The organism is Magnetococcales bacterium (assembly GCA_015231925.1).
Taxonomy (GTDB): Bacteria; Pseudomonadota; Magnetococcia; order Magnetococcales; family JADGAQ01; genus JADGAQ01.
The window spans coordinates 1-16,944 of the sequence record JADGAQ010000088.1 but is presented as its reverse complement, the minus strand read 5'-3'; the positions used below and the strand labels follow the sequence as shown (position 1 = coordinate 16,944).

General features: G+C 64.4%; 12 protein-coding genes. 6 read left to right on the top strand and 6 right to left on the bottom strand.

What is annotated here, in order from left to right; genetic code table 11:
- Together HQL56_10970 and HQL56_10965 are read right to left on the bottom strand one after the other, a co-directional pair.
- Positions 1-1,250: AmpG family muropeptide MFS transporter (locus HQL56_10970; GenBank protein MBF0310038.1), on the bottom strand; the 1,250-nt coding region annotated here is incomplete at its 3' end.
- Positions 1,250-2,191 carry a KamA family radical SAM protein gene (locus HQL56_10965; protein ID MBF0310037.1) on the bottom strand — a complete coding sequence of 314 codons (942 nt, stop codon included), beginning with the start codon at positions 2,189-2,191 and terminating at the stop codon, positions 1,250-1,252. The genes HQL56_10970 and HQL56_10965, both read right to left, overlap by 1 nt.
- Before the next feature lie 42 nt (positions 2,192-2,233).
- Here HQL56_10965 and efp point away from each other — a divergent pair, with 42 nt between their 5' ends.
- The 4 genes from efp to HQL56_10945 all read left to right on the top strand — a co-directional run bounded on the left by efp (position 2,234) and on the right by HQL56_10945 (position 4,910).
- Positions 2,234-2,797 (top strand): elongation factor P, encoded by a 564-nt coding sequence (gene efp / locus HQL56_10960; protein ID MBF0310036.1) that lies wholly within the window; start codon positions 2,234-2,236, stop codon positions 2,795-2,797.
- On the top strand, positions 2,775-3,746 hold the full coding sequence (gene genX, locus HQL56_10955; GenBank protein MBF0310035.1) for an EF-P lysine aminoacylase GenX: 972 nt from the start codon (positions 2,775-2,777) through the stop codon (positions 3,744-3,746). The genes efp and genX overlap by 23 nt, the downstream gene beginning before the upstream one ends.
- 16 nt (positions 3,747-3,762) lie before the next feature.
- Positions 3,763-4,314, top strand: coding sequence for a thioredoxin family protein (locus HQL56_10950; GenBank protein ID MBF0310034.1), 552 nt, complete (start codon positions 3,763-3,765; stop codon positions 4,312-4,314).
- Positions 4,315-4,394: 80 nt separating this feature from the next.
- Entirely contained in the window at positions 4,395-4,910 is a 516-nt protein-coding gene (locus tag HQL56_10945) for a hypothetical protein (GenBank protein MBF0310033.1), read from the top strand.
- A 128-nt stretch (positions 4,911-5,038) separates the two neighbouring features.
- Here the strand turns inward: HQL56_10945 and mtaB are convergent, their stop codons facing one another.
- Complete coding sequence (mtaB, locus tag HQL56_10940; protein ID MBF0310032.1) at positions 5,039-6,358, bottom strand: tRNA (N(6)-L-threonylcarbamoyladenosine(37)-C(2))-methylthiotransferase MtaB; 1,320 nt, start codon at positions 6,356-6,358, stop codon at positions 5,039-5,041.
- Positions 6,359-6,438: 80 nt separating this feature from the next.
- Between mtaB and HQL56_10935 the strand changes: the two genes are divergently transcribed.
- On the top strand, positions 6,439-7,845 hold the full coding sequence (locus tag HQL56_10935) for a CCA tRNA nucleotidyltransferase (protein ID MBF0310031.1): 1,407 nt from the start codon (positions 6,439-6,441) through the stop codon (positions 7,843-7,845).
- 1 nt (position 7,846) lies between these two features.
- Here the strand turns inward: HQL56_10935 and HQL56_10930 are convergent, their stop codons facing one another.
- The 3 genes from HQL56_10930 to HQL56_10920 are packed head-to-tail and all read right to left on the bottom strand — an operon-like array spanning position 7,847 to position 14,592.
- A complete protein-coding gene (locus tag HQL56_10930; GenBank protein MBF0310030.1) occupies positions 7,847-8,524 on the bottom strand; it encodes a TIGR00730 family Rossman fold protein in 678 nt (225 codons plus the stop codon).
- A 22-nt stretch (positions 8,525-8,546) separates the two neighbouring features.
- Positions 8,547-11,924: a UvrD-helicase domain-containing protein gene (locus HQL56_10925; protein MBF0310029.1), complete on the bottom strand. Its 3,378-nt coding sequence runs from the start codon at positions 11,922-11,924 to the stop codon at positions 8,547-8,549.
- Entirely contained in the window at positions 11,917-14,592 is a 2,676-nt protein-coding gene (locus tag HQL56_10920) for a PD-(D/E)XK nuclease family protein (GenBank protein MBF0310028.1), read from the bottom strand. Before HQL56_10920 ends, HQL56_10925 begins: the two co-directional genes overlap by 8 nt.
- A gap of 253 nt (positions 14,593-14,845) precedes the next feature.
- Here HQL56_10920 and HQL56_10915 point away from each other — a divergent pair, with 253 nt between their 5' ends.
- A complete protein-coding gene (locus tag HQL56_10915; GenBank protein ID MBF0310027.1) occupies positions 14,846-16,807 on the top strand; it encodes a GNAT family N-acetyltransferase in 1,962 nt (653 codons plus the stop codon).
- Positions 16,808-16,944: the final 137 nt, after the last annotated feature.

The window sequence follows — 16,944 nt, the reverse complement described above, 5'->3', positions numbered from 1 at the left end:
GCCACGGTGGTGCCGAGGAAAAAGCCGGCCCAGCTCATCTGGCTGGCCATCCAGCCTCCCGAAGAGGCCAGCAGGGTGCGTCCGAAGGACATGAAGGAGGAGAGCAGGGCATACTGGGTGGCGGTAAAGGCCTGATTGCACAACGCCGAAAGATAGGCCACGAAGGCGGCGGTGCCCATGCCGCCGGCCAGATTTTCCGCGGCAATCGCCGCCACCAGCCATTCGGTCTGTCCCGCGCCCCACCAGGCCAGCCCGACGAAGACCAGGTTGGAGAGCATCTGCAACAGGCCACACCACAACAAGGCCGACAGAATGCCCAGGCGGTTGACCAACACCCCGCCCGCCACGCTGCCCAGCAGCGTCGCCGCCAGACCGAAGACCTTGGTCACATTGGCGATGGTGATCTTGGTGAAACCGATCTCCACCAGAAACGGCCCGGTCATCACCCCGGCCAGGGCATCGCCGAACTTGAACAGCAGAATGAACAGCAGGATCCACAACCAGCCCCGACGATTCATGAAGTCCCGGAACGGCTCCACGACGGCGCGTTGCCCCCAGGCCAGCAGCCTTTCACGCCGGGAAGCGCCCTCCCTGGGGCTCGCCGCAACCTCCTTGACCTCCGGTTCCGGCAGCCACCAGGCGGTGAGCATGCCCACGGACATCAGGCCCGCCATGACCAGGTAGGTGGTGGCCCATCCGTACCAGGTGGCCAGATAGAGCGCCCCGGCCCCCGAGGCCAGCATGCCGACGCGATAGCCCAACACCACCATGGCGGCTCCCGCGCCGTATTGACGCGGTTGCAGCAACTCCACGCGAAAGGCGTCGATGACGATATCCTGACTGGCGGAAAAAAAGGCCACCAGCAGCGCCAGCAGGGCGGTGCGACTGGGATCGACGGCGGGATCGGCCCCGCCCAGGGCGAGAATGGCCAGCATCAGGCCGAATTGCAGGAGCAAAAGCCAACTGCGGCGACGCCCCAGCAACCGGGTCAAACCCGGCAGGGGCAACTGGTCGATGAGAGGCGACCAGAGGAATTTGAAGGTGTAGGGAGTCCCCGCCAGGGCGAAGAGACCGATGGTGGTCTTGTCCACCCGGGCTTCCGTCAGCCACAGGGCCAGGGTGCCCGCCGTCAGCGCCAGGGGCAGGCCGGAGGAGAAACCCAGCAGGAAGACCCCCAACAGCCGCGGATGGAAATAGAGCGCCACATCCTGCCGCCAACCCGATTGTGCCACCACGTCCGCGCTCCCCATCAAAAGATGATCCGTTTGGCGGAGAGGCCCTGTTCCTCACGGGCCAGCAACGGCACCGCATAACCGGGCAACCGGGCGCGCAAGCCCGCCAGCAGCGATTGCCCCTCCTCCTGCCCCACCTCGAAGTGGGCGGTTCCCGCCACCCGGTCCAGCAGATGCAGATAATAGGGCCGCACACCGCAATCGACCAGCCGGTTGAACAGCTCTTCCAACACCTCCAGGGAGTCGTTGACCCCCCGCAGCAAAACCGATTGGGAGAGAACGGGAATGCCCTCCCGCACCAGACGGCGCAGGGCCTGTTCCCCACCTCCCATCAACTCCCCGGCGTGGTTGCAATGCACCACCAGCCAGGGTTGCAGGCGTATGCCCTTCAGCCAATCCAGCAGCGAGGCCCCCACCCGCTCCGGCGAAACCAAAGGCATGCGGGTGTGAATGCGCAGGCGTTGCAAATGGGGCATGGCCCCCAACTCCCCCGCCATCCAGGCCAACTCCTCGTCGGCCAGCATCAGGGGATCGCCCCCGGACCAGATGATCTCTTTCAGGAAGCTGCGCTCCCGGATCCAGTTCAAGGTGCCGCGCCAACCCTCACGGGTGGTGGGGATCGGCCCCAGACCGTGGCGACGGAAGCAGAAGCGGCAATGCACGGCGCACTGCGCGGAAAGCAGCATCAGCACCCGACCCGGATATTTGGCCAACAGGCCGGGAACGGTTTTGCTCCCCTCCTCTCCCAGGGGATCGAGGTCGAAACCCTCCACATCGCGCAACTCCTCGCCACCGGGACGCCATTGACGCACCAGGGGATCCTCCTCTTCGGCCCAATCCACCCGCTTCCACAACGAGAGGGGCACCCGGAAGGGAAAACGGTGATGGGCCTGTTCCTCGGCTTCGTTCAGGAAGGGATGATCCGGGCGGGAAAGAGTGATATATTGAAGAGATTTCATGGGTGTGACAGCCTATCCTTCATCCGTTCTCGCGAGGAAACCATGCTCAACCATAACCAATTGCGCCAGGGCACCCGGGTCGATATCGACGACGCGCCCTGGATCATCGTCTCCGCCCAGTTCGTCAAGCCCGGCAAGGGCCAGGCCTTCACCAAAATCCGCATCAAGAACCTCGTCGATGGCCGGGTGATCGACCGGACCTTCAAATCGGGCGAAACGGTCAACAAGGCCGACGTGGTCGACAAGGAGATGCAATATCTGTACAACGACGGCAAGTTCTGGCACTTCATGGAGCCGGCAACCTGCGAACAGGTCGCCCTTTCGGAGTCCCAGATCGACGAGGTGCGCAATTACCTCAAGGAGCAGGAGACCTATCTGGTCACCCAGTGGAAGGGACAGGCCATTTCGGTCATGCCGCCGCAGTTCATGGTTCTGCTGGTCAGCCAGTGCGAACCGGGCATCAAGGGCGATACCGTCTCCGGTGCCACCAAACCCGCCACATTGGAATCGGGCGTCGTGGTCAAGGTGCCCCTCTTCGTCAACGAAGGGGATCGCATCAAGGTGGACACCCGCACCGGCGAGTATGTGGAACGTGCCAAATCCTGACTGGCGTCCCGGCCCATCCATCGAGGCCTTGCGCCGTCGGGCGGAATGGATGCGTCAGGTACGGAGCTTTTTCGAGGAACGCGGCCTCCTGGAGGTGGAAACCCCCCTCCTGGTGGCCGCTCTGGCCCCCGAAATCCACATCGATCCGGTAAGCTGCGCCTCCCCTTTTCCGGGAGACGCACGTCCATGGTACCTGCTGCCCTCGCCGGAAGTCCACATGAAGCGTCTGCTGGCGGCGGGTTCCGGTGCGGTTTTTCAGATCAGCCGCTGTTTCCGGCGCGGGGAATGGGGTCAGCATCATAACCCCGAATTCACCATGCTGGAGTGGTACCGCCCCGGCTGGGATCTGGAAGCCCTGATGGAGGAGGTATGCGATCTGATTCGCCTCTTCTCGCCCCAGGAGCGGTTTCTCTTCTGGAGTTTTCGGGAGGCTTTCCAGGAGTTCGCCGACCTCGATCCCTTCGAGGCCTCCCCGGAGGAGATGCGCGCCCGGCTCCCGGAAGGCGTTCCCTCGGATTTGGACCGGGAAGCCCTGTGGGACCTGCTGTTGAACGCCCGGGTCGAACCCGCCTTGCACGCCCTGGACGCGCCGGTACTGCTGACGGCGTTCCCGGCAAGCCGCGCCGGCATGTCCCGGATCCTCCCCGGCGAGCCCCCGCTGGCGCAACGCTTCGAGCTTTACTGGCGGGGACTGGAGCTGGCCAACGGCTATCAGGAGTTGACCGACGCTTCTCAACAGGCGCAACGGCTCCAAGAGGCCAACCTCTGGCGAGGCAACAACGCCCTGCCGCCCCTGCCCGTCGATGGCGATTTCCTGCAGGCCCTACAGGCCGGAATGCCGGAGTGCGCCGGAGTGGCCGTCGGGCTGGATCGCCTCTTCATGGCGCTGGAGCGGGTCGAAACCATCGGCGAGATCATGGCGTTCACCTCCCATCCACCTTCTTCTTGAAACCAGGAGTTCGGCCATGGCTCTTTTGCACACCCCCCCCGGTGATCTCGGCAGCCCCGCCGCCCCCTTCTCCCTGCCCGGCGTCGACGGACGCACCTGGAGTCTGAGCGACTTTTCCCAGGAGGCGGTGCTGGTGGTGATGTTCATCTGCAACCACTGCCCTTACGTACAGGCCATCGAGGAGCGGCTGATCCGTCTGGCCCGTGAGCTGCAACCACGGGGCGCACGCTTTGTCGGCATCAACAGCAACGACACGGTGGCCTATCCGGAAGACAGTTTCGACAATATGAAAAAACGCGCCAAGCAGAAAGGTTATCCCTTTCTCTATCTGCTGGATGCCACCCAGGAGGTGGCCCGAAGCTATGGCGCGGTCTGCACCCCGGACTTTTTCGTTTACGACAGCCAGCGCACCCTGCGTTACCGGGGACGGCTGGACGACTCCCCCCGCAACGAAGATGCCGTGACCCGTCAGGAGATGCGGGAGGCGATTCTAGCCTTGCTGGAGGGCAAAACGGTGGCGGAACCCCAAAATCCGGCCATGGGCTGCAGCATGAAGTGGAAAGATTAAACTTCGGGGTCTCTCCGGCCGATACGTCTTGCAAGGCCCCACGGGGCTCCCGAAGACCGCTTTCCAGAGGAGAGACGCCAATGTCCCATATGCCTACCCCCGCCGGTTGGGTTCCCCTGCGTCAAGCATTGGTGGAGGGCGTCCGTGGCGCCAAACAGCGTTCCGTTGCCCATCCGGATCTCGCCTCCCTGCCGGAATGGTGGGTCTCCTTCGAGGACTATACCCTGAAAGGGGTGCGCCGCAAGAAGCCGGAAGTCCCGATCACCGTCATCAAGGCGGGCCTGCCGAAGCCCCCCCCGGAGCCGTTGCCGGAGGAGGCCTATCACACCCTACTGGAAGCCTACGGCGAAATCGCCTCCGCCCCCGGCGCCGACAGCCCGGTTTTCGAAACCATCGAACTGGTGCGCCAGGACTCCCGCGACATGGCTCAGGAAGGCGCCTTCTCCCGCTCCACCCAACGGCTGCACGAAGGCCGCCTGAACAAGATCCGCGAGAACTACGCCAAAGAGACCGAAGCGGTGACCAACTGGTTTTTGCAGGAGTTCTTCCGCGTCATAGAAGATTACGAGATTCCGGAACTGCCGTTTCGGCGTTGAAGTATCCCCCTGGGCAAGGATTCTGTGGATAACTTACCCTTCCGGGAAAGGCTGTTGAAAACCCTCTCCGGCACAACAGGCTGTTTTTATTTGGAATAATCCTCAATCCCCCGAAAGATGCCACAGAGTTATCCACAGGCTGTGGATAACTCTGTGGATAACTCCGTCACCTCACCCAGCCAGCCTTCCTCCGCGCTATCGACGCTCGACAGCCTCACGCCGACGATCTGGCCGCGCCGATCCCGCAGGTCCGGATCGGCGACACTGACCGGAAGGAAACCCGGCGTCTTGCCGAGCAGACGGCCCTGGATCCGCTCCTCGACCAGAAGGGTATCGGTACTCCCAAGCCGCTGCCGAAGGCGCTGCAGCAGGGCTGCCCGGCCCACGGCCCGCAAACGGGCGGAACGCTCCACCTGGATATCGCCGGACACCTGAAAGCGTGGCGGAATGCGCGCCGCAGGGGTGCCCGGACGGGGGGAGTAGCGAAAAACATGCAGCAGGCACAGACCGCTCTCCCGCACCAGCTCCAGGGTGGCGTCGAAGTCCGCCTCGCTCTCCGTGGGGAATCCCACGATGAAGTCCCCGCCCAAGACCAGATCCGGGCGACGCTCCGTCAACTCCCGGAGTTTTTCGATGACCTCCCGGCCTCCCCCGCGACGGGCCATGCGTTTGCGCACCCGGTCGCTGCCCGACTGGATGGAGAGATGCAGGTGGGGCATCAGCCGCTCCTCCCCGGCCAGAAGCGCCGCCAGCTCCGCGTCGATATCGAGGGGATCGATGGAGGAGAGGCGCAGACGTTCGAGTTCCGGGCTGGAACGCAGCAGCTCGCTCACCAGAAAGGCCAGTCCCGTGCCAATATCCCGTCCGTAGCTGCCCAGATCGATGCCGGTCAGCACCAACTCCCGATTGCCCTGGGCGCGAGCCTCACGGGCCATGGCCACAACCTCCTCCGGTGACACGGAGCGGGCCGCCCCGCGCAACGCCGGAATGACGCAGTAGGTGCAGCGATGGTCACAGCCATCCTGGACCTTCAAAAAGTGGCGGGTGCGGGTGGAAACCGGAGGGGCCGGCAGGCCGTCGGGCAGGGGATCGGGTTTGGCCCCGGCGAGGTCCTCCAGCAACCGATCCTTGCCCGCCATGGGCACCACGGCGGCAACCCCCGGCATGGCCTCCAGAGCCGCCGCGTCGCGTTGGGCGTAACATCCCGTCACCACCACCCGAACCTCGGGATGCTCCCGAATCAGACGGCGAATGGCCTGACGCGCCTGCCGTTCGCTCTCGGCGGTCACGGCGCAGGTGTTGACCACCACCACGTCGGCCTCACCGGGCGTGGAGACCAGTCGCCAGCCCTGCTCCCGCCCCTGCAGACGCAGCTTTTCCCCCTCCACCTGGTTGACCCGGCAGCCCATGTCCACCACCGCCAGGCCATACTTTTTTTTCTCTATCATTGACGAACTCATCAAGCCTTCCCATTATGAAATCCCGGAAGTGGCTCCCTCTTGATCGGAATCCCGGGGTAGTGCCCATCATGTTGCCATCGTCCCTGAAAAACGTCTTCTCCCCGGTTCTGCAGAACCTGCTGGACCTGCTCTGCGACCTGATCGGCCCGGCCTATCTGGTGGGCGGGGTGCTGCGGGACGTGCTGCAAAACAACTTCCTCTCCAACGACCTGAATCTGATCGTGCCCCTCTCCCTGGCCGAATGCCAGCGTCGCCTGCATCAGGGGGGCTTCACCGACGTGGTCATGGGCAACCGGCCCAACAGTCTGCTTCTGCCCCTGCGCCGTCACGAAAACCCCAAAACCGTCGAAATCGCCACCTATCGTCACCGTCCGGGGGTCTCCCCCACCGTCGAGGAGGATCTCTTCCACCGGGACATCACCGTCAACGCCATGGCCTACAAATGGCCGGACGGTCCCCTGGTCGATCCCTTCGGCGGTCTGCAGGATCTCTATCAAAACCGCATCCGCCTGGTCAACGGGGAGCAGACCCTGGTGGAAGACCCCCTGCGGGCTCTGCGCTTTTTCCGCTTTCTGCTGCAACTGGGCGCCAACCCCGCACCCCAGGATCTGCTCCTGTGCCAGGAGATGCAACTCGGCTCGGTCTCGGGAGATCGGGTACGCGCCGAACTGGATCAGGTCTTCTCCCTGGATCTGGAAGAGGCCTCCTCCCGCAGTTGGATCAACCTGCTCTTCTCTTCCCGCCTGGGCAGCGGCATCCTTCCGGAACTCTATCTGCTGCGCCATCGCGTGGTATCGGACGAAAAACAGCCCTATTCGATCTGGGACTTCGTCTTCAACGCCTTGTGGAGCCTCGACTGGCCGGAACGGGAAGAGGAGATCTCACTGCTCGACTTCCGCTGGGCCCTGCTGTTGCACGCCCTGGGCTGGAAGGAGGTCGCCCTGCCGGAGGAGAGCGTCCCCGGACCCTACCCCACCCAGGAGCAGTTGTTCACCAGCGAAACCACGGCCTCCCTGGTTCTGGAGAGACTGCGCTTTTCCAAACGCCGCGCCCGGCGCATCATGACCCTGATCGCCCAGCAGAACGTGCCCCTGACCATCGGGGAACGCTTCATGCGCCGGCTGATCAACCAGGGGCTGCCCCTGGAGTCGTTGCTGCGCTTTCAGAAGGCTCGACTGACCGCCCTGGCACTGGTGCGACCCGGCTTTCACAAACCCGCCCGCATCGCGGAGGATTATCGCCGCGCTCTGGTGCGCTGCCAGGCCTCACGCCGCGCCAGCAGCCGCTTCAGCCCCCACGATCTGGCCCTCTCCGGAGGGGATCTGCTGAACATGGTGCGCCTGCCGCCGGGCCCCTGGCTGGGCAAATTGCAAGGCTGGCTGGTGGACTGGATCAGCCAGGATCCGGGGCGTAACAAAAAGGAACCCCTGGAAAATCAGGTCCGCATGTGGATTGCCAACAAGGCGCCCTTCTGACTCACTCCATTTGGGCATCGATGAAACAGAGCTGCTTGTGGTCTTCCATGAAGCGCAAGACCCGGGCCACCACCCGGTCCGGATCGTCTTCGATCTCCATCAGGTCCAGATCGCTCCGGCTGATGCTGGCCTCCCCCAGAACGGTATGGGCGAGCCACTGTTTCAAACCCGCCCAATAGGTCGAACCGAAGAGGATGATGGGCACCTTGGGCATCTTGCGGGTTTGCACCAGGGTCAAGGCCTCGAAAAGCTCGTCCAGGGTGCCGAATCCGCCCGGAAAGATGATGATGGCATCGGCGTATTTGACGAACATCAGCTTGCGCACGAAAAAATAGCGAAAGGTCAGCGAGACATTCTGATAGTCATTGCTGCGCTGCTCGAAAGGGAGATCCACATTGAGCCCGATGGAGTGGCCCCCGTGGCGGAAGCAACCCCGGTTGGCCGCCTCCATGATGCCGGGCCCCCCTCCGGTAATCACCGAGATGCCGTGTTTGGAGAGCTTCTCGGCCACCAGGACCGCCGCCATGTAATAGGGCGAATCGGGTTGGGTGCGGGCGCTGCCGAAGACGGTCACCGCAGGACCGGGCCCCAGATTGCGCATGGTCTCGATGCCGTCGATCAGTTCCGCCTGAATGCGAAAGATACGCCACGCCTCGGTTGTCTTGAAATCCTCGACCACGGTTTTCCCCCTCACGCGATTATCAACGTCCAACCATTCCGGGATCCCAGGCTCGCCATCCCGCCAGCAGCGGGAAGTAGAGACCGGTCATCACCGGTTCGCCGGTCATGGCGGTCAGCAGACGGGCGTATCGGGCCAATTGTCCCCGATAGCGCTCCAGTTCCTGATCCAGAAAACTCTCCCGCTCGCCCTTATGGTAGCCTGTTTTGAAATCGACGATCCAGCGTTGTCCGTCCGAATCCACAAAAGAGCGGTCGATGGCCACCTGAACCATCTCGCCCCGATCCATGCCGGCCAACTCCCACTCGGAACGCGCCTCGCGATGGCGGGAATCCAGGATCCAGCGCCCGCGTTCGTCCCGCAAGGTCACGCGCATCGCCTCCATGGCGCGGGAGAGGGCCGCATCCACCTCATCCAGGGGCACGCCCAGTCCCAGCAACTGCCGCCGAATGGCCGGCCCCATGGACTCAACTCGGCTCGGCGTCCAGCGGGAGAGCGGCTCCCGTGCCACCAGCAGCATCAGGCGATGCACCACCTGACCCAGGCAGCGAATGGTCTGGCCCGCCCACTCGAAGGGAATATCCACGGGAACCATTCCCGCTGCGGGTCGCCCCGAAACCCGCAAGGCCGACGGCATCGGTGGCCGGGTCCAGAGGGCGGGCAGTCGTCCCCGCTCCCCGTCCACACCCGAGGGAATCCTCTCCTCCTGCTCCGGAGGCTGGGGAAAGGTACCCGATTGCGCCGCCCGGACAAAAGGCTCTTCCACCTGGGGCCACAAGGCCTTCAGAAACGTGCCGGGGCCGGGGGAAAAGGTTCCGTCCGCCTTGACCTCGGGGGTTACGGCCAACAGGTGCAGGGCCTTTCGAGCCCGGGTCAGGGCCACATAGAGCAATCGGGCAGCCTCCTCGCGGGCCTGTTTCCGCTCCAACCGGTTCAAATAGTCGAAGTGGGGATCCGGTTCCTTTTGACGACGACCGGAGATGGGCGCCATCAACAGGGAGGGACCCGGCTCCAGCTCGGGATCGTGACTCCAGGCCAGAAGGGAACTCTCCTCCCGGCGCGGCGTGCGATGCAGTCCGGGCAGGATCACCCGGTCGAACTCCAACCCCTTGGCCTTGTGAATGGTCATGATCTGCAAACGGGGGGCCTCAACCTCCCCGGCAGCCTCGGACCGGGCGAAAAGGAATCCCACCCGTTCGGCCATCACCGTGCCGTCCACCGCAATGCCCTCTTCTTCCAGAGCGCTCAACAGTTCCAGGAAACGGCTGGCTTCGCTCCACTCCTCCGGGCCGGTGAGGGTGGCACCGCCGCCGAGGGCAAGCCAGCAGCGTTCCACCGCCAGGCGGGAGAGGTGACCCCGCGATTCGGCCACGGCCACGGACAGGACGGGGACAATGCGGCTCAGTCGTTCCTTCCCTTCCGAAGAGAGCGCCGTCAGGGACTCGAAACGGCGCAACAATTCAAAAACGGTACTCTCCCGCCGGGCTTCGTTCAACACCACCAGATCGGCCAGGCTCACACCACAGGGGGCGGCGCGCAACAGGGCGTTCCAGTGCAGGCTATCTCCCGGATGGAGCAGGGCCGCCGCCAGAGAATAGAGATCCCGCACCACCGGACGACTCTCCAGAGGATGCAGATCCGGCGCGGAAAAGGCCACCCCCGCCGCCTGCAACGCCGGCAGAACGGCCGACAGATGGGTTCGGGCCCGCACCAGGATGCCCAGGCTGTCCAGGGGATACCGTCGCAACAGCCCGGATACCAGGGAGACGACCCATCGGGCCTGCATGGCTTCGTCCGCCACCGGCCAAACGGACACTTCCCCGCCGTCCCCACCCTCCCTGGAGGAGAGGGCGGCCACATAGGCCACTCCGGAAACGGACTCCTCCGTTTCGCAGGCGAAAAGGGTATTGACCCAGTTGACCAGCCCCGGTTCGGAACGGAAGTTCACCGACAGATCGGCCACTTCCAGTGGCATGTCCCCTACTCCCCGCTCGGCGGCCAGTCGAAAGAGGGCCACTTCCGCCTGACGGAAGCGGTAGATCGACTGCATCGGATCGCCCACCAGAAAGAGGCTGCGCCCCTCTCCCGGCGTCCATCCGGCGATGAGCCGTTCCAGCAACTCCCATTGCAGGCGGGAGGTATCCTGAAACTCGTCCACCAGCAGGTGGCGAATGCGGTAGTCCCATTGCAGGGCCAGATCCGTGGGGGCGTCGGGCTCGCCTAAAGCCTGAACGGCGGCCAGAGCCAGGGCCGGAAAGTCGATCTCGCCCTGCTCGGCGAAGAGCCGTTGCAACTGGGCCACCGCCATTTTGAGCAGGGGCAGCAAGGCCGACAAGGTCTCCCATTGCGCCTCGGTGAAGGCGACGGGGGGCAGTTCCCGGAGCTGGAGCAACGACGCCACCCGCTCCGGTTGCTCTGCCAACTCCTCCAGAAAACCCTTCATCTCCTCCTTGCGACGGGTGAACAGGGCCTTTTCGTCGGCATTGCGGGAGCTGGAAGGGGCGGGGAAACCCTCCTTGACCGTCACCTGACGCCGCACCGTTCCGGCCTGGGTCAGCAGCAGCTCCGCCGCCAGCCGCCAACGGGTCAGGGAGGCCTCCAGGGTGGGCCCATCCGGCTGCCAATCGCGCAAAGCGGGCTGCAGAGCGGCGGCATAGTCGATGAGAGCGCCCAGTCGGCAGGGCCAATCGGGCGGAAGATGGTCCAAAAAGCGGTCGAGACGGCTCCGGGCCAGTTGGCTCCAGGCGGATTGCAGGGCTTCCCGCAGGTGTTCGTCGGCCATGACGCCCAGTCGCATCCACTGTTCCCGTCGGCCCAGGGCCCCGACCAGAAGATCGATGGCCCGGGAGGTGCGCAGATCCAGATGGGAGAGAAAGGTAGCCAGAAAGGGGTTCCAGTCCCGATGCCAGCGGGCGTGCAACAGGGTGCGGCGCGCCGCCTCCCGGTACAGCGCCTCCGGCTGGGCCGACATGTCGGGAGCGGCGCCCAATCCCCCCGCCACCGGGGACTGCCGGGCCACCATGGCCCCCAGGGCATCGATGGTGAGTATGCGCAACCGTCCGGGATGGTCCGCCAAACCCCAGTTCCGGCGGGAATCGGCTTCCAGAACCGCCAGGGCCAGTTGGTGAAGGCGCAAGGCATGGGCATCGGTCGGGGAAGGATGGGATCCGGCGGCGGCCTGCCGCAGGGCCTGCAGGATGCGACTGCGCATCTCGCGAGAGGCCTTGCGGGTGAAGGTGATGGCCACCACCTCCTCCGGGTGGTTGACTCGTGGCAACAGGGTCAGAAAGCGTTGCGTCAGCAGACCGGTTTTGCCGGAACCCGCCGGGGCCCGCACCAGAAAAGAACCCTCCGGGTCGAGTACCCGTCGCCGCACCTCGCCATCCGCCGGTTCACTCATCGCTCTCCTCCCCCTCCTCCGGCTCCAAGCCCTCACCCACCCGGCACAGCCGCTCCAGGCCACAGTGCAGGCAACTGCCGGGCAGGGGATCGACCCGCGCCTCCCCCGAAACGAACGCCTCCACCAGCGATTCCAGCACCACCCGCCAACGGGCCGCCACCTCCGGCCATCCGCCGTCGCACAACCGCTCCAGCGGCTGGCAGCCGGGAAGCAGCCCCTCCTCCTCGGAAAGCCCGTGAAATCCCATACGACTCCAGGTCAGCCGGGCATGGGCGATGGCCGCCAGCGGTTCGGGCCCGGCCAGCACATAGGCGGGAAGCTGGGCCTCTCGGGGCCGGTCGTCGAACCAGCCCCCTCCCGGCAGTTCGCCGGTCTTGTAATCGAGCAGAATGAACCGCCCGTCGGGCAGCCGGTCCACCCGGTCCTGCCGCAGGGAGAGTTCCCGCCCGGCCAGCGGGAGAACGACCTCCCGTTCGCAGGCCTCCAGGACGAAATCCCCGCCCCGACCCCGTTCATGCTCCAGCCAGGCGGAGGCCAAAAGGCGAAGATTGGCCGCCTCCAGATCCAGGAAGAAAGCATCGTGACGCCAACGCCACGGCTGCACCACCCGCTCCACCTCGGCTTCGATCAGGGCGGCCAGGGCCTTCTCCGGATACGATATCAGTTGGTTTTGACTGAGCAGTCGCCGCCACAGACCTTGCAGCAGTTCATGGATCCAAACGCCGCGCTGGAAGGGTTCGATGCCCTCGCTGGGCGGCGGCAGGGGCTGAACCCCCAGGCGATGCCGCGCCATGGCCTGAAAGGGGCATTGGGCCTGCCGGGCCAGCAGGGTGGCGCCTCCCGGCAAACGCTTGTCCGCAAAGGCCGGGGCCCGATCCGCATCCCTCGGCAGGCGCACGCCGGGATCGACCCCTTGCAGGGCAAAGGGGGTGGGCAGGGTCCGCACCACCTCGGGCAACGAGGCCAGCAGGGGCGAAATCCCCACCGCCTGCTCCTCCACACCACGGGCATGGCTGAAAACCACCTGAGGAGCCGCCTGCATCAGTCGCCGGGTCAGGCGTTGCGCCAGTTGCCACTCCCCTTGCGGCGTCGATCGGGGCAAGCGATGTTCCCGTTGCAGCATCAGGGGCAGAAAAGGATTGGGGCTGGCCGTGGGAGGCCAGTTCTCCTCCGAAAGCCCCAGTACCCACACCGCATCGAAGGACAAACCTTCCGCCTCCCACAACCCCATCACCTGAATGGGCACCTCCCGTCCCTCCGGCTGGAAGGGCGTCTCCTCCGCCAGATGATGCAGCAACTCCAAGGCATCGGCATATCCGATGGGGCCGCTTTGGGCGTCCAGGGTGGAGAGAACCCCCAACACCTCGTGAAAGGCCTGCACGGCCTGAAAGGCCTCGCTCGACAGAGCCCGATCCCCCGGCCAGCCCCACTGCCGCAACCAGTCGGCGAAAAACGCGGCCCAACGACCCGGCGGTTGCTCTCCCTGCAGGAAGGCTTCCCGCTCCTGCAACCAGCGCCGTTGCTTTTGCAGACATTGCCGCAAAGCGGGCACCCGATCCGGACCCACCCGTCCCAACCAGTCGTCGAGACGGGCCAGGGTTGGATCGTCTCCCGCCTCCTGCCGCCAGCGGATCTCCAACAGGGCTCGCGCCGACAACTCCCTCTCCTGATCCGCAATCGAAGGGGAGAGAAAGAGGTGGCTCACCGCCTGAAAAGAGAGGGGTTCCTCCAACAGTTTCAAAATCGACCAAACCGACCGCACCAGGGGCTGGCGGGACAAGGGAGGCCCCAGGGAAAATTCGAAGGGTGCGGTCTCACAGCCCTCTTCCGCTCCGGCCAGGTATCCCGGCAGACAGGCTTCCAGCAGAGCCCGCCGCAGATCCGCCGCTCTGGCCTGAAGATCGGGCGCCAGCAAAGCCACCCGGCCCGCCCCCTCTTCGACCCGTTCCCGCGCCCAGAAGGCCGCCAGACGATGTTCCGCCACTTCGTCGGCACAGGTGATGTGAACCGCCTGAGAGGCCAGAGCGGGTTGCTCCAGGAGATAAGTCCGCACGCCACGACCTTCCAGGTGGGAGAGGAAGCGGCGTTGCACCGGGGTTTCCACTTCGAATCCGGCCCGGATCACCACGCCGTTTCCCGGAACGGGCCAGTCCAGCTCCAGCAGGCATCCCGGAATCTGCGCGGCGGTGATCCAACCCCCTTTCCGCAATCGTGCGGAAAAGAGGCGACACCAGTCGGCGAAAAGGCGGCATTCTCCCAGCAAGAGGGCCTCGGGCCAGGTTTCGGGCAGGGGCAGGAGATGTTGATGCAACAGGGACCAGGCCTCCATGGCCAGAACCGCCGTACCCCGCCGGTGCAACAACCCCTCCCCGGCGCTGGAAGCGGACAGCAACCCCAGCCAGAGCAACTCCTCCTGCACCGGGCTCAGACGGTGCGGCAAAGGCGCTCCCCCCCCCGGAAAGGCTCCTTCCGCGACCTCCGCCCACAGTGTCGTCATCCAGGCGTTCCAGGGCACTATCCTCGGGGACTCCCAGGCCAGGCGTCCCCCGGTGCGCTGATACGCCCCGTAGGCCAGGCGCAGATGGCGCGACAGCCGACGGTTGGCCGTCAGCAGGAGAGCCCCTTGTTCCAAAAAGGGTAAACAGTCGTTCCAGGAGAGGGTGGTCATGGTATTGTCAATGGTCGGAGGATTCTGCAATCAGGGTACACGCAACGCCATGACTTGGAAAACCATTCCTGTAAAATGAGACCCAAGAAAGGATGGCGGCCAGAATTGGCCACAAGCGACGCCCCGATCCGGACGGGAGAGTCGGGAGACAAAAGGCTACCTCCGGCCCATCCGGTCGTGTTATACAAGGGCAGAACCCTTCATACCTGGACGAGACCTTCGGAACCGGACCCACCGGCATCACAGGAGCCCCATGGAAACCGTCAAAAAAACCGGCATTCCCCTTCTCACCGACTGGAAGGCCTTCCTGAAGTCGGGACAACGCATCTTTGTAGGCTCCAACGCCGCCACACCCCATGCCCTGGTGGGCACCCTCATGGATCAGGCGGCCCATTTTTCGGATGTGGAGATCGTCCACATCCTCACTTTGGGAGCAACGCCCTGGGCTCACTCCCGCTTTCGCCAGTCCTTCCGGGTCAACGCCCTGTTTCTGGGCAAGGAAACCCGTGACGCGGTGGCCGCCGGGGTGGCCGATTATACGCCGTGTTTCCTTTCGGAGATCCCCTCCCTGTTCAATCAGGGGGTACTGCCCCTGGATGTGGCCCTGATTCAGGTCTCCCCCCCGGATGTGCATGGCTACTGTTCCCTCGGGGTCGCGGTAGATATCGTCTCGGCGGCCTGCAAATCGGCCCGTCACGTCATCGCCCAGATCAATCCCAACATGCCCCGCACCTACGGCCAGAGCTTCATCCACAAGGATCGCATCGACGCCGCCATCTGGCAGGAGGCCCCGATTCCGGAACTGCCGGTTCCCGAGGCGGATGAGGTGACGGATCGCATCGGCCGTTATGTCAGCCTGCTCATCGAAGATGGCGCCACCTTGCAGCTGGGTATCGGCAAGATCCCCAACGCGGTGTTGAAGTGTCTGACGGAACACAAACATCTGGGCATCCACACCGAGATGTTCTCCGATGGCATCATCGATCTGATTCAACACGGCATTATCGACAACTCGATGAAGACCATCCACCCCGGCAAATCGGTGGTGACCTTCTGCATGGGTACCAAACGGCTCTACGATTTCGTCAACGAAAACCCCCACATGGAGTTCCACCCCTCGGAGTATGTCAACTCCCCGGTGACCATCGCCCGCAATGATCGCATGGTGGCCATCAACAGCGCCATCGAAGTCGACCTGACCGGCCAGGTGGTGGCCGACTCCATGGGCACACGCTTTTTCAGCGGCATCGGGGGCCAGGTCGATTTCATCCGGGGTGCGGCCATGAGCAAGGAGGGGCGGCCCATCATCGCCCTGCCCTCCACCGCCAAGGGCGGCACGGTATCCCGCATCGTTCCCTACCTCTCCCAGGGCTCGGGTGTCGTCACCTCGCGCGGGGATGTGCATTATGTGGTGACCGAGTTCGGCATCGCCACCTTGCGCGGCAAAAGCATCCGGGAGCGGGCCCTGGAGTTGATCCAGGTGGCCCATCCCAAATTCCGCGAGGAGCTGCTGGCCCAGGTGCGCAGCCATTTCTGGGTGCCCAACGATCTGCAGCCCAAAGAGACCGATCTGGAAGAGCTGGGTCCGGTGGAGATGACCAAGATCAAAGCGGGAGGGCACAAGTTCTACGTTCGCCCCCTGCGTCCCGCCGACGAACGCGGTTTGCAGGAGTTCTTCTACTCCCACGATCCGCAAACCCTGTTTCTGCGCTACCGCCACCAGCCCAAGAACCTGCCGCGTGAGAAGGCCGCCTCCCTGGTCAACATCGATCGCAGCGAAGGGGTGGCCCTGTGTGTGGTCACCCGCAAAGGCCCCAAGGAGGTCATTCGGGCGGTGGGGCGTTATTTCCTGCTGGACCAGGGACGCCTCGGCGAACTGGCCTTCGTGGTCGATCCGCGTCACCGTCGCAAGGGGCTGGCCACCATGCTGCTCAATCGCATGGTGGAGATCGGACGCGCCCGGCGGGTGCAACGTCTGATCGCCTTCACCCTGAAGGAGAACAAGCCGATGGTGGGCATCCTGGAAAAAAGCAACTTCCAGCGCCTGCCCAGCGAAGACCCCAAGGAACTCTATTACGCTCTCGACTTGCAGGCCCTGCCGGTGTCCACTCCCGCTCCGGACTCCGAAGAGGTCGCCCCGCCGGTGGAGAGCACCACCGAACCGGTGGGTGGCGAAGCGGCGGCCGCGCAGCCGGACGACGCGCCCCAGGAATGAATCTCACCGGGGGATGATGGCCTTTATTCCGGGTCCGGGGGATGACTGACTGTCAGGAAGCCCCATTCCGGGAGGATAACCGCAAACAGATCGGGGGAAGAGATGTACTCTCTTCCCCCGAGTCGTCTACGGCAAGC